General features: G+C 72.1%; 14 protein-coding genes. 10 read left to right on the top strand and 4 right to left on the bottom strand.

Annotated elements, in window-relative coordinates; all coding sequences use genetic code 11:
- Positions 1-168 precede the first annotated feature (168 nt).
- The 10 genes from ACF062_RS04170 (at position 169) to ACF062_RS04125 (ending at position 9,499) form a co-directional block, all read left to right on the top strand.
- Positions 169-1,356 carry a macrolide family glycosyltransferase gene (locus ACF062_RS04170; protein WP_392135396.1) on the top strand — a complete coding sequence of 396 codons (1,188 nt, stop codon included), beginning with the start codon at positions 169-171 and terminating at the stop codon, positions 1,354-1,356.
- Positions 1,357-1,420: 64 nt separating this feature from the next.
- A complete protein-coding gene (locus ACF062_RS04165) occupies positions 1,421-2,725 on the top strand; it encodes a glucarate dehydratase family protein (protein ID WP_392135394.1) in 1,305 nt (434 codons plus the stop codon).
- Between the two features lie 67 nt (positions 2,726-2,792).
- Positions 2,793-3,896 (top strand): PfkB family carbohydrate kinase, encoded by a 1,104-nt coding sequence (locus ACF062_RS04160; protein ID WP_320590989.1) that lies wholly within the window; start codon positions 2,793-2,795, stop codon positions 3,894-3,896.
- Between the two features lie 122 nt (positions 3,897-4,018).
- Complete coding sequence (locus ACF062_RS04155) at positions 4,019-5,032, top strand: PhoH family protein (RefSeq protein WP_356573353.1); 1,014 nt, start codon at positions 4,019-4,021, stop codon at positions 5,030-5,032.
- A 12-nt stretch (positions 5,033-5,044) separates the two neighbouring features.
- Complete coding sequence (gene ybeY, locus ACF062_RS04150) at positions 5,045-5,542, top strand: rRNA maturation RNase YbeY (protein WP_205038273.1); 498 nt, start codon at positions 5,045-5,047, stop codon at positions 5,540-5,542.
- Between the two features lie 4 nt (positions 5,543-5,546).
- Entirely contained in the window at positions 5,547-6,851 is a 1,305-nt protein-coding gene (locus tag ACF062_RS04145) for a hemolysin family protein (protein WP_223774582.1), read from the top strand.
- Entirely contained in the window at positions 6,848-7,204 is a 357-nt protein-coding gene (locus ACF062_RS04140) for an MmcQ/YjbR family DNA-binding protein (RefSeq protein ID WP_392135389.1), read from the top strand. The genes ACF062_RS04145 and ACF062_RS04140 overlap by 4 nt, the downstream gene beginning before the upstream one ends.
- 107 nt (positions 7,205-7,311) lie before the next feature.
- A complete protein-coding gene (locus tag ACF062_RS04135; protein WP_392135386.1) occupies positions 7,312-7,665 on the top strand; it encodes a cytidine deaminase in 354 nt (117 codons plus the stop codon).
- 107 nt (positions 7,666-7,772) lie between these two features.
- A complete protein-coding gene (gene era, locus ACF062_RS04130; protein ID WP_392135383.1) occupies positions 7,773-8,735 on the top strand; it encodes a GTPase Era in 963 nt (320 codons plus the stop codon).
- Between the two features lie 98 nt (positions 8,736-8,833).
- Positions 8,834-9,499, top strand: a complete 666-nt coding sequence (locus tag ACF062_RS04125; protein WP_392135380.1) for a TetR/AcrR family transcriptional regulator — start codon at positions 8,834-8,836, stop codon at positions 9,497-9,499.
- On the opposite strand, the gene ACF062_RS04120 is transcribed toward ACF062_RS04125, so the two are convergent.
- The 4 genes from ACF062_RS04120 to ACF062_RS04105 form a co-directional block, all read right to left on the bottom strand.
- Positions 9,483-10,721, bottom strand: a complete 1,239-nt coding sequence (locus tag ACF062_RS04120) for an MFS transporter (protein WP_392135377.1) — start codon at positions 10,719-10,721, stop codon at positions 9,483-9,485. The genes ACF062_RS04125 and ACF062_RS04120 overlap by 17 nt on opposite strands.
- Entirely contained in the window at positions 10,718-12,088 is a 1,371-nt protein-coding gene (locus ACF062_RS04115; protein WP_392135374.1) for a GH1 family beta-glucosidase, read from the bottom strand. Before ACF062_RS04115 ends, ACF062_RS04120 begins: the two co-directional genes overlap by 4 nt.
- An 86-nt stretch (positions 12,089-12,174) precedes the next feature.
- Positions 12,175-12,441, bottom strand: coding sequence for a protealysin inhibitor emfourin (locus ACF062_RS04110; protein WP_392135371.1), 267 nt, complete (start codon positions 12,439-12,441; stop codon positions 12,175-12,177).
- Positions 12,442-12,484: 43 nt separating this feature from the next.
- On the bottom strand, positions 12,485-13,564 hold the full coding sequence (locus tag ACF062_RS04105) for a M4 family metallopeptidase (RefSeq protein WP_392135368.1): 1,080 nt from the start codon (positions 13,562-13,564) through the stop codon (positions 12,485-12,487).
- Between the last annotated feature and the right edge of the window lie 29 nt (positions 13,565-13,593).

The raw sequence follows: 13,593 nt of genomic DNA, 5'->3' as shown, positions 1-13,593 counted from the left end.
TCGTTCGACCGACCGCCGGGTGCCGGGCTACGGTCCCGGTATGGACTCCATCGCGCAGATCTACGGCTGACACGGCTTCCCGTGGCCACCGCCCGCCCTTCGGGGCCGGGGCGGCGGCCCGTCGTGCCTTGTCCCTGACTCCGTAGCTCTGTACTCGAAGGATCCCTCATGTCATCCCGTGGACCCTCCCGTCGGCGTGCCCATATCGCCATGATCGGCGTGCCGATGATCAGCCATGTGCTGCCCGGCCTGGAGATCATCCGTGAGCTGGCCGCGCGCGGCCACCGCGTGACGTACGCCGACGACCCGGCCGTCGCCCACCTGATCGAGCCCACCGGCGCCGAACTCGTCCCGTACGACTCGACGCTCCCGCACCGCGACAACATCTGGCCCGACGACCCGATCGAGGCGAGCGCGCTCTTCCTCGACGACGCGATGGCGGTGCTCCCGCAGCTGCGCGCGGTGTACGACGACGACCCCGCGGACCTGTACCTGTACGACATCGGCGCGTACGTCGGCCGGGCGCTCGCCGAGGCACAGGGGCGGCCCGTCGTGCAGCTCTCGCCGACCTTCGTGGCCTGGGGCAGCTACCAGGAGGACGTCGGCGCGCATCTCGCGCGACTTCCCGGCGCCGATGTGCTGGAGGCCCGCTTCAAGGAGTGGCTCGCCGGGTGCGGGGCCACCACGCTCGACGTCGGCGAGTTCTCGGGCGTCCCGCCGCGGGCCCTCGCCACGATCCCGCGGGCGATGCAGCCGCACGCGGACACCGTGGGCCCCCGGGTCGACTTCGTCGGGCCGTGCTTCGGCGACCGTGCGCGGCGGGGCGGCTGGGCGCGTCCCGAGGGCGCCGAGAAGGTGCTCCTGGTCTCGCTCGGCTCGGCGTACACCAAGCAGCCCGAGTTCTACCGCCGGTGCGTGGCCGCCTTCGGGGATTTGCCGGGCTGGCATGTCGTCCTCCAGATCGGCAAGCACGTCGACCCCGCCGAGCTGGGCGCGAACCTGCCCGCGAACATCGAGGTCCGCTCCTGGGTGCCGCAGTTGGCGATCCTGGAGCAGGCCGACGCGTTCGTCACCCATGCCGGCATGGGCAGTTCCAGTGAGGGGCTCTACACCGGTGTGCCGATGATCGCCGTACCGCAGGGGGCCGAGCAGCCGATGAACGCGGACCGGCTGGTGGAACTGGGCGTGGCGCGGCGCCTGGACACGGAGGACGCCACGGGTGACGCGCTGCGGTCGGCGCTGCTCGCTCTGGTCTCGGACCCCGAAGTCGCCGAGCGCTGCGCGCGGTTGAAGGCGGAGGTCCGGGCGGAGGGCGGCACCTCGCGGGCGGCGGATCTGATCGAGGCGGAGCTGTAGCGCCCCACCACGGTCGTCCCGCACCATTGACGGGTGGTCATTCGCATACCTAGTCTCCGTTCTCATGTATGGACAGAGCTTGGTCATCACCGATGTCCGCCTCACGCCGGTCCTGGTCGCCGACCCACCGCTGCTCAACACCCAGGGCGTCCACCAGCCCTACACGCCGCGCCTCATCGTCGAGGTGGTCACGGCGGGCGGGGTGACCGGGATCGGGGAGACCTACGGCGACGGGAAGTACCTGGAGCTCGCGCGGCCCCTGGCCGAGCGGCTGCCGGGGTGCCGGGTCTCCGATGTGAACCGGCTGTTCACACTCGCGGACGAGGTGGCCGTCGACGCGGACCGGGTGGACGACGCGGTGGATGTCGGCGGTCTGCGCGGCGTGCAGAGCGCCGACAAGCTGCGGCTGTCGGTCGTCTCCGGGTTCGAGGTCGCCTGCCTGGACGCGCTCGGCAAGGCGCTCGGGCTGCCCGTCCACGCCCTGCTCGGCGGCAAGGTACGGGACGCCGTCGAGTACAGCGCCTACCTGTTCTACAAGTGGGCCGAGCATCCCGCGGGCCGCGCGAGCGAGCCGGACGACGGGTGGGGCGCCGCCCTCGACCCGGCCGGGATCGTCGCCCAGGCCCGGCTGTTCACCGAGCGCCACGGCTTCGGGTCCTTCAAGCTCAAGGGCGGCGTCTTCCCGCCGGACGAGGAGGTCGCCGCCATCCGCGCCCTCGCCGAAGCCTTCCCCGGCAGGCCGCTGCGGCTCGACCCCAACGGGGCCTGGTCGGTGGAGACGTCGCTGAAGGTCGCCGCCGAGCTCGGCGACGTACTGGAGTACCTGGAGGACCCCGCGCTCGGCACGCCCGCCATGGCCGAGGTCGCGGCCCGGACGTCCGTGCCGCTCGCCACGAACATGTGCGTGACCACCTTCCAGGAGATCCCGGAGGCCTTCGCGAAGGGCGCCGTGCAGGTCGTCCTCTCCGACCACCACTACTGGGGCGGGCTGCGGCGCACGCGGGAGCTGGCCGCGGTGTGCCGGACGTTCGGGGTCGCCGTCTCCATGCACTCCAACACCCACCTGGGCATCAGCCTCGCCGCGATGACCCACGTGGCGGCGACCGTGCCCGGCCTCGACCACGCCTGCGACTCGCACTACCCCTGGCAGTCCGAGGACGTGCTGACCTCCCGCCCGCGGTTCACCGGCGGCAAGGTCGCCGTCACCGACACCCCCGGCCTCGGCGTCGAGCTCGACCGGGACAAGCTCGCCGCCCTGCACGCGCGCTGGCTCGACGAGGACTTCCGCGCCCTGCGGGAGCGGGACGACGCGGCGGCGATGCGGGTGGCCGACCCCGGGTGGACGACTCCGGCGGTGCCGCGCTGGTAGTGCCCCGCACCTCGCGGCACACCGGTAACCCCGGCCTCCAGGGCGCGCCGTCCGTTACGTTGCCTGCATGGTCGTACCCGTACAGCCCACCGTCGACCCGCTGAAGGCGGCCCGCAGAGCCGGCGACCCGGCCTGCGACGTCTACCTCACCGGCACGGTCTTCCTCGACATCATCTTCACCGGGCTCGACTCCGCGCCCGTGCGCGGGACCGAGTCCTGGGCGCGCGGCATGGGGTCGAGCCCCGGCGGCGTCGCGAACATGGCGACCGCGCTCGCCCGTCTCGGCCTGCACACGTCCCTGGCCGCCGCCTTCGGCGACGACCACTACGGGGAGTACTGCTGGGACGCCCTCGAAGGGGGCGAGGGCATCGACCTCGCCTCGTCCCGGATCGTGCCCGGCTGGCACACCCCGGTGACGGTCTCCATGGCGTACGAGGGCGAGCGGACCATGGTCAGCCACGGCCACGAGCCGCCCCCCGACGCCGACGCCCCGGACGGCGGCGCCCCCTCCTGTCCGCCCCGCGCCCGCGCCGCCGTCGCCTCCTTGACGCCCGGCGTCCGCGCTCCCTGGATCGCGCAGGCCGCCCGCAGCGGCACCCGGATCTTCGCCGACGTCGGCTGGGACGACACCGGGCGGTGGGACCTCGCCGGACTCGCCGACCTGGGGCACTGCGAGGCGTTCCTGCCCAACGCCGAGGAGGCGATGCGCTACACCCGCACGTCCTGCCCGCGGGCCGCGGCCAGGGCCCTGACCGATCACGTGCCGCTGGCGGTCGTGACGCTGGGCGCGGAAGGGGCGTACGCGGTGGACGCGCGGACCGGCGAGACCGCCGACGTCCCCGCCATCGAGGTGGAGGCGCTCGACCCCACCGGGGCCGGGGACGTCTTCGTGGCGGGCTTCGTCACCGGGACGCTGGCGGGCTGGCCGCTGGCCGACCGGCTGGCCTTCGCCGGGCTCACCGCGGCGCTCTCCGTGCAGGAGTTCGGCGGGTCCCTGTCCGCGCCCGGCTGGGCGGAGGTGGGGGCCTGGTGGCGGCGCGTACGGGAGTTCGACGAGCAGGACCCGGTGGCGCTGCGGCGGTACAGCTTCCTGGAGGAGCTGCTGCCGGCCGCGAGCCGTCCGTGGCCGCTGCGCAGGGCGGTGCCGACCATCGGCTTCCGCTCGGCGTAGCCGCCCCGGCGGAAAAGCCCTACGGCGCCGACAGTGCCGCGTCGTACCCTTGGCAGTGCAAGGCTGTCGAGCGGCCACCAAGCCCCGCACGAGGAGGATGAGCAGGCCTTCAGAGCCGGCCCATGACTCAGACACCCACAACTCACACGGCGCAGGACCAGGCGCGAGCCCACTTCACGGTCCCGGCGAAGCATCCGATGGTGACCGTCCTCGGTTCCGGCGACGCCCTGCTGCGCGTGATCGAGAAGGCCTTCCCGGCGGCCGACATCCATGTCCGGGGCAATGAGATCAGCGCCGTGGGCACCGCCCACGAAGTCGCCCTCATCCAGCGCTTGTTCGACCAGATGATGCTGGTGCTCCGCACCGGTCAGCCGATGACGGAGGACGCAGTGGAACGCTCGATCGCCATGCTGAGGGCGGACGAGAACGGCAGCGGCGCGGAGGAGACCCCCGCCGAGGTCCTCACGCAGAACATCCTCTCGTCGCGCGGACGCACCATCCGCCCCAAGACGCTGAACCAGAAGCGGTACGTCGACGCGATCGACAAGCACACCATCGTCTTCGGCATCGGCCCCGCCGGTACGGGCAAGACGTACCTGGCCATGGCCAAGGCCGTCCAGGCGCTCCAGTCCAAGCAGGTCAACCGCATCATCCTGACCCGGCCCGCGGTCGAGGCGGGCGAGCGCCTCGGCTTCCTGCCCGGCACGCTCTACGAGAAGATCGACCCGTACCTGCGCCCGCTCTACGACGCGCTGCACGACATGCTCGACCCCGACTCGATCCCGCGCCTGATGGCGGCGGGGACGATCGAGGTGGCGCCGCTGGCCTACATGCGCGGCCGCACGCTCAATGACGCGTTCATCATCCTCGACGAGGCGCAGAACACCAGCGCCGAGCAGATGAAGATGTTCCTCACCCGTCTCGGCTTCGACTCGAAGATCGTCATCACCGGTGACGTCACCCAGGTCGACCTGCCGGGCGGCACCAAGAGCGGCCTGCGCGAGGTCCAGCAGATCCTGGAGGGCGTCGAGGACATCCACTTCTCGCGCCTGACGTCCCACGATGTCGTACGGCACAAGCTGGTCGGCCGTATCGTCGACGCGTACGAGCAGCACGACAGCCGCGACGGGAAGTAGACCAGCACCACCATGTCGATCGACGTCAACAACGAATCCGGAACCGAGGTCGACGAGCAGGCGATCCTCGACATCGCCCGCTACGCCCTCGCGCGGATGCGCATCCACCCGCTCTCCGAGCTCTCGGTGATCGTCGTGGACGCCGACGCCATGGAGCAGCTGCACATCCAGTGGATGGACCTGCCCGGGCCCACGGACGTCATGTCCTTCCCCATGGACGAGCTGCGGCCGCCCATGAAGGACGACGAGGAGCCCCCGCAGGGCCTCCTCGGCGACATCGTGCTCTGCCCCGAGGTCGCCACCCAGCAGGGCAAGGACGCCCCGACGCAGCACTCCATGGACGAGGAGCTCCAGCTCCTGACCGTCCACGGGGTGCTGCACCTGCTGGGGTACGACCACGAGGAGCCCGACGAGAAGGCCGAGATGTTCGGGCTCCAGGCGGCGATCGTCGACGGCTGGCGCGCGGAGAAGGGCCTCACCGGCCCCTCCCCGGCGCCCACCGTCTCCTAGCGCCATGAGTTTCCAGCTGATCGCCGGGGCCGTCGCCCTGGTCGTCGTGGCCTGGCTCGCGGCGTGCGCCGAGGCCGGCATCGCCCGGGTCTCCAGCTTCCGCGCCGACGAGGCGGTCCGCTCCGGGCGGCGCGGCAGCGCGAAGCTCGCGCAGGTCGCCGCCGACCCGACCCGCTATCTCAACGTGGCGCTGCTGGTGCGCGTGGCGTGCGAGATGGCCGCCTCGGCCCTGGTGACGTACGCCTGCCTCAAGGAGTTCGACCGCACCTGGGAGGCCCTCGCGATCGCCATCGGCGTGATGGTCCTCGTCAGCTACGTCGCCGTGGGCGTCTCCCCGCGCACCATCGGCCGCCAGCACCCGCTGAACACCGCGACCGCGGCGGCGTACGTCCTGCTGCCGCTGGCCCGGATCATGGGCCCCATCCCGCCCCTGCTGATCCTCATCGGCAACGCCTTGACGCCCGGCAAGGGCTTCCGGCGCGGCCCCTTCGCCTCCGAGGCGGAGCTGCGCGCGATGGTCGACCTCGCCGAGAAGGAGTCCCTGATCGAGGACGAGGAGCGCCGCATGGTGCACTCCGTCTTCGAGCTCGGCGACACCCTGGTGCGCGAGGTCATGGTGCCCCGCACCGACCTGGTCGCCATCGAACGGTTCAAGACGATCCGCCAGGCCCTCACCCTCGCCCTGCGCTCCGGCTTCTCGCGCATACCCGTGACGGGGGAGAGCGAGGACGACATCGTCGGCATGGTGTACCTCAAGGACCTGGCCCGCAAGACGCACATCAACCGGGACAGCGAGTCCGAGCTGGTCTCCACGGCGATGCGGCCCGCGACCTTCGTGCCCGACACGAAGAACGCGGGCGACCTGCTGCGCGAGATGCAGCAGGAGCGCAACCACGTGGCCGTGGTCATCGACGAGTACGGCGGCACGGCCGGCATCGTCACCATCGAGGACATCCTGGAGGAGATCGTCGGGGAGATCACCGACGAGTACGACCGTGAGCTGCCGCCGGTGGAGGAGCTGGTGGACGGCTGCTACCGCGTGACGGCGCGGCTGGACATCGGCGACCTCGGGGAGCTCTTCGGGTTCGACGAGTTCGACGACGAGGACGTGGAGACGGTCGGCGGCCTGCTCGCCAAGCAGCTGGGCAGGGTCCCGATCGCGGGCGCCTCGGCGGTCGTGCCGCTGCCGGACGGGCGGGAGCTGAAGCTCACCGCGGAGTCGGCCGCGGGCCGCCGGAACAAGATCGTGACGGTACTGGTGGAGCCGGTCGCCCCCGCCGGTGCGACGGCGGAGGGAGAGCCCGAGTGACCCCCGATGAGCTGCGGACGTTCTGCCTCTCCTTCAACGACGCGGTGGAGGACTTCCCGTTCGGCCCGGAGACCTCCGTCTTCAAGGTGGCCGGGAAGATGTTCGCGCTCACGGCCCTCGGCGGACACCCGCTCACCGTCAACCTCAAGTGCGACCCGGACCTGGCGGTCCAGCTGCGGGCCGCGCACCCGGAGATCGCCCCGGGCTGGCACATGAACAAGCGCCACTGGAACACGGTGACGGTCGACGGCGATCTCCCCGACCGGCAGCTCAGGGAACTGATCGAGGACTCATACGATCTGGTGGTCGCGGGCCTGCCCCGAGCCCGACGACTGCGCCTCGACCGCCCCTGAGTGGCCTCCCCGTCCCGGCGGCCGCGGGACCGGGTCCGGCGGGCGGTGGTGCGCGCCTGGCGCGGGGTGGCTCCCTGTGGTGGTGGGGTGCTCCTTATGCTCGTGGCATGACGCAGAGCACCGACCTCGGTCCCGAGGACCGCAAGATCGTCACCCTGGCCCGTTCCGCCCGGGCCCGCAACGGCGTGCCCGAGGGCGCGGCCGTGCGGGACGAGACGGGCCGTACGTACGTGGCGGGGACCGTGGCCCTCGAGTCGCTTCAGCTGTCCGCGCTGCGGACCGCCGTGGCGATGGCGGTCGCCTCGGGGGCCGAGTCGCTGGAGGCCGCGGCCGTGGTCTCCGGTGCCGACGCGCTCACCACGGAGGACCTCGCCGCCGTGCGTGACCTCGGCGGGGCCGGTACGCCGGTCTTCCTGGCGGGGCCCGATGGTGAGGTCCGGGCGAGGATCGAGGCGGGCTGACGCGGGCGGACGCCTCCGCGCGGGAGGCGGTCGCGGGTCCCGGATCGACGGCCGTCACGGGCCCCGCGGGGGCTCGCGGTGCGGCGGGGCTCCGGGGATCAGGGACAATGGGCGCCATGAGCGTTCGTACCCCGTCATCAGCCGAGCCGTCCGAGGCCGCCCACCGCGCCGGCTTCGCCTGCTTCGTCGGCCGCCCCAACGCGGGCAAGTCCACCCTCACGAACGCTCTGGTCGGCCAGAAGGTCGCGATCACCGCGAACCAGCCGCAGACCACGCGGCACACCGTGCGGGGCATCGTGCACCGCCCGGACGCCCAGCTGATCCTGGTGGACACCCCCGGGCTCCACAAGCCGCGCACGCTCCTCGGCGAGCGGCTCAACGACGTCGTACGGACCACATGGGCCGAGGTCGACGTCATCGGCTTCTGCCTGCCCGCGAACGAGAAGCTCGGCCCCGGCGACCGCTTCATCGCCAAGGAGCTCGCCTCCATCAAGAAGACGCCGAAGATCGCGGTCGTCACGAAGACCGACCTCGTCGACAGCAAGACGCTCGCCGAGCAGCTCATCGCCATCGACCAGCTCGGCAAGGAGCTCGGCTTCGAGTGGGCCGAGATCGTGCCCGTGTCGGCCGTCGGCGACCAGCAGGTGAGCCTCCTCGCCGACCTGATCGTGCCGCTGCTGCCCGAGGGCCCCGCGCTCTACCCCGAGGGCGACCTCACGGACGAGCCCGAGCAGGTCATGGTCGCCGAGCTGATCCGCGAGGCCGCGCTCGAAGGCGTGCGGGACGAGCTGCCGCACTCCATCGCGGTCGTGGTGGAGGAGATGCTGCCGCGCGAGGACCGGCCCGCGGACAAGCCGCTGCTCGACATCCACGCGTTCGTCTACATCGAGCGGCCCAGCCAGAAGGGCATCATCATCGGCCCCAAGGGCAAGCGGCTCAAGGACGTCGGCATCAGGTCCCGCAAGCAGATCGAGGCGCTGCTCGGTACGCCGGTCTTCCTCGACCTGCACGTGAAGGTGGCCAAGGACTGGCAGCGGGACCCCCGCCAGCTGCGGAAGCTCGGCTTCTAGCCCGCGGGACCAAGAGGCGCAGCGGTGGACCCCCGTCCCGCCGCTGCGCCGCCAGAAGCATAACGCTGTTATTTTCATAACGGCTTTATGCTTCTCTCGTGTCCACCGGAAAAGTCGTGTCCACCGGAAAACGCGACGCGGCCGACGTCCGCCGCCTCCTCCTCGACGAGGCCGCGCGCGTCCTCGCGGAGCAGGGGCCCGCCGCTCTCAGCGCACGGCGCCTGGTCAAGGAGGTCGGGGCCTCGACGATGGCGGTGTACACGCACTTCGGTTCCATGCCCGGACTCGTGCGCGAGGTCATGCGGGAGGGCTTCGAGCGGTTCCGGGCGCGGGCGCAGGGCCTGGAGCGGGGCACGGACCCCGTGGCCGAACTCGCCGGGCTCTGCCGGATCTACCAGGAGTTCGCACGCGCCGAGTCCGACGTCTACGCGGTCATGTTCGGCGGCTCCGCGCTCGCCGGGTTCGAACTCTCCGACGACGACCGGCGTATGGGCACGTTCATGATGCGCTTCCCGCGCGACGCGATCCTCCGCTGCGTCGGGACGGGCCGCTTCCGGGCGGACGCCGACCCCGACCTGCTCGTGCGCCAGCTCTTCGGCTCCATGCACGGCATCGCCCAGCTGACGCGCGCGGGTTACATCATGGGAGACCACACACCGGACGACGTGCTCGCGGGAACCCTGCGGGACTTCGCCGTCGCCGCCGGTGACACGCCGGACGCCGCCGCGGCCTCGGTGGCCGCCGGGCTCAGTCCACGCCCCTGATCCGCGTCACCAGGACCGCCCCCGCCAGGCCGATCACCGCCGCCGTCAGATACAGCACGCGGTAGCCGCCGAGGTAGGTGACGACGGGCGCCGCGATGGCCGGGGCGGCCACCTGCGGCAGGGAGTTGGCGATGTTGATGACGCCGAGGTCCTTGCCGCGGTCCATGGCCGCGGGCAGGACGTCCGTCATCAGGGCGAAGTCGACCGACGTGAAGACGCCGAAGCCGACGCCGAGCAGCGCCGCCGCCACGATCGCGCCCGGCCAGGTCTGCCACAGGGCGAGCAGCCCGGTCGCCGCCGCCATCAGGATGCCCGCCCAGATCACGAAGGGCTTGCGCCGCCCCACCCGGTCCGACCAGGCGCCGCCGAGCACGACGGTGGCGAGCATCGTCACGCCGTTCACGGCCGTCAGGATCAGCACGCCGCCCTCCGGATCCCCGTGGTCCAGCCGGTCCCGGAGGAAGTACAGGAGGTAGAGCAGCACCACGGAGTTGCTGACGTTGATCAGGAAGCGGGTCAGCCAGGCCCAGGCCAGGTCCGGGTGGCGCCGGGGACTGATCCAGAAGCTCCGCACGAAGCCCCGCCGGCCCCAGGGGGGACGCTCGGCGGCCGGCAGCCGCAGGTCGTGGTGGCGTACGACGTAGGGCAGGACGCCCGCCACGGTGAACACCGCGCACGCCGCGTACCCCGCGACCGTGCCGCCCGCCACCGTCGCGAGGCCCGTCCCGGTCACCACGCCAAGGAGCTGCGCCGCCCCGAGCCAGCCGCCGACCGTGCCCCGCTGGCGGCGCGGCACCCGGTCCGGCACGGCGGCGGTGACGGCCGCGAACGCCGCGTTCAGGGTGAGCTGTACCAGGCACCAGCCGGCCACCAGCCACCACACGGAGCCCGCCGCCGACAGCAGCAGGAGCGCGGCGGCGCCGCCCGCGGTGCCCGCCACGATCCACGGGGTGCGCCGGCCCCAGCGGGACGTCGTACGGTCCGAAAGGGCGCCGAAGACGGGGTTCGCCGCGAGGGAGACGACCGCGCCGACGCCCGTCACCCAGGCGAGCACCGTCTCCTTCGACGTGCCCGCCGGGGCCAGCTCCTCGGCCTGCACGGCGAGCAGGATCTGGAGCGGGCCGTACCAGCCCACCCATATCGCGCCGTTGGCCAGCGACAAGGCGCCCGTCCAGCCCCGGCCGACCCGCTCGGTGGGCTCCCGCAGCGCGGTGGCGGTCATGCGCGCCGCGCCCGCAGTGCCTCGCGCAGCCAGTGGTAGGACGCCTTCGGGGTGCGCTCCAGCGTGTCGCGATCCACGTGGACGAGGCCGAAGCGCTGCCGGTAGCCCTCGGCCCACTCGAAGTTGTCCATGAGCGACCAGACGAAGTAGCCGCGCACGTCCACGCCCGCCTCCAGCGCCCGGTGCAGGGCCCGCAGATGCCCGTCCAGGTAGGCGATCCGCTCCTGGTCGTCGAGGCCTTCGTAGGAGCAGCCGTTCTCGGTGATCACGAGGGGCGGCAGGCGCTCGCCGTAGCGGTCGCGGAAGGCGGTCAGGAGTTCGGTGAGGGCCTCGGGGACGACCGGCCAGCCGAAGGCCGTGACCGGGTAGCCCTCGATCTCCCGTGGTGTGAAGGGGAGTTCGGGCGGGAGCGTGAGCCCGGAGAACTCGGTGGTGTGCGGGAGCGGGGCGCCCACCTTCGTCGGCTGGTAGAAGTTGATCCCGTACCAGTCGAGGGGCTCGGCGATGACCTCCAGGTCCGCGTCCAGGTCGGGCGACGGCATCAGCTCGCCGCACCCGTCGGGGTAGCGGCCGAGCAGCAGCGGGTCGGCGAAGAGGCGGTTGAGGAGTACGTCGTAGAAGTCGGCGGCCGCCGTGTCCTCATCGGCGCCGGACGCGGGCCAGGTCGGGCCGTGCGAGTTGGCGATGCCGATGTCCCGCGCGCCCGCCGCCCGCAGCGCCCGGACCGCGAGGCCGTGCGCGAGGAGCTGGTGGTGGGCGACCGGCAGCGCGTCGAAGAGGAGCCGCTCACCGGGCGCGTGCTGGCCGAGGGCGTGCCCGAGCAGGGTGTGCTCGGCGGGTTCGTTGAGGGTGATCCACTTCTCGACGCGGTCGCCGATGCGGGCCGCGACCACGGCCGCGTACTCGGCGAAGAGCCCGGCGGTGGCACGGTTGCGCCAGCCGCCCGCCTCCTGCACGGCCAGCGGGGTGTCCCAGTGGAAGAGGGTCGGGACCGGCCGCACGCCCGCCGCGCACAGCTCGTCGACGAGGCGGTCGTAGAAGTCCAGGCCCGCCGCGTTCACCGGGCCCGCGCCGGTGGGCAGCACGCGCGGCCAGGAGACCGAGAAGCGGTAGGCGTCCACGCCGAGGTCGCGCAGGAGCGCCACGTCCTCGCGGTAGCGGTGGTAGTGGTCGCAGGCGACGGCCGCCGTCGTGCCGTCCTTCACCCGGCCCGGCACGGCCGTGAACGCGTCCCACACCGAGGCGCCCCGCTCATCGGCGGCGCCCTCGATCTGGTGGGCCGAGGTGGACACGCCCCACAGGAAGTCACGGGGAAATGAGGGCAAGGGGGACATGGGGGGTATCGGGCTCGCCGCGGTCGCTGCCATGGGCGGGATCTTCCGTACCGCCGAGTACGGAAGTCAATGGGCGTGCGCCGAGAACATGAACAATCCTCAGGTTTTACCGTCCGGCTTCACGAGCCCTCCTTCAGGACCCGCGAGATCAGCTTCCGCTGGGCCTCGCTCAGCCGCGGATCCGAGCAGTACACCGTGCGCCCGTCCACCGTCAGCTGGTACTGGAAGCCGTCCGGCACCCCTATCGGCGGTGTGCTCCGGCCGTCGGCCACGGCCTGTTCCGCCAGCGCGTGCCACTCGGGGGCATCGGCCAGCGCCGAGGTGTCCACCTCGGCGTGCCGGTCGATGCCCGCGAATCCTCCCGTGCGCTTCACCTGGATACGCATGAGTCCTGTTTACTCCACCCCGTGGGCGGCCGGTAGCGCGCCATCAGCCGTCCGTGGCCGGCACCTTGACCGCGGACCACGCGTCGGTGACGGCCTTGAGCTCGTCGCCCTCGCCGTACTTCTGGCGCGCCGCGGCGACCGTCAGCTTCGCGAAGTCCTCGAACGACGCGTCCTGCGCCAGCTCCCCGCCGGTCAGCACGGCGTACCAGATCTGCCCGGCCCGCTCCCACGAATGGCCGCCGAGCGCCTCCGCGACCAGGTAGAACGCACGGTTGGGGATGCCGGAGTTGATGTGGACGCCGCCGTTGTCGCGGCCCGTGCGCACGTAGTGGTCCATGTCGGCGGGCTGCGGGTCCTTGCCGAGCACGTCGTCGTCGTACGCCGTGCCGGGCTCCTTCATCGAACGCAGGGCCTTGCCGGTGACGCGCGGCGCGAGCAGGCCCGCGCCGATCAGCCAGTCGGCCTCCCGGGCGGTCTGGCCGAGCGTGTACTGCTTGATCATCGAGCCGAAGACGTCCGCCATGGACTCGTTCAGGGCGCCGGGCTGGCCGAAGTAGGTGAGGTTCGCCGTGTACTGCACGACGCCGTGGGTCAGCTCGTGGCCGATGACGTCCACGGCGATGGTGAAGTCGAGGAAGATCTCCTTGTCCCCGTCGCCGAAGACCATCTGTTCGCCGTTCCAGAACGCGTTCCCGTAGTCCTCGCCGTAGTGGACCGTCGCGTTCAGCGGCAGGCCGCCGCCGTCGATGGAGTTGCGCTCGTATGACTTCTGGAAGAGTTCGAAGGTCGCGCCGAGGCCCGCGTACGCGCGGTTGACGGTGGCGTCCTTGCCCGGCTTGTCGCCCTCGCCGCGCACCTTGCGGCCCGGCAGCTCGGTGCGGCGCTCGGCGTCATGGATGGTGCGGTGGGGCTTCCCCGCCGTGGCCTCCTTGGGTGCGGCGACCGCGGGCGCGCCGATGACGGTCGTCAGCCGGCGGCGGGTGCGCTCGATGGAGTCCCGCTCCAGGGTGCGGCGGGCGGGTGCGGCGAGCGCCTGGTCCTGGTTCCGGGCCAGGGTGTCCAGGACGTGGGGCGGCACGATGGTGCAGAAGACGGGCTCGAAGCCCGTGGGATTGGCGGTCATGGCGGCAATGTGGCACTGGGTCACGCCGC

Source organism: Streptomyces sp. NPDC015345 (genome assembly GCF_043078805.1).
Lineage (GTDB): Bacteria > Actinomycetota > Actinomycetes > Streptomycetales > Streptomycetaceae > Streptomyces.
This window is presented reverse-complemented; position numbering and strand designations above follow the sequence as displayed.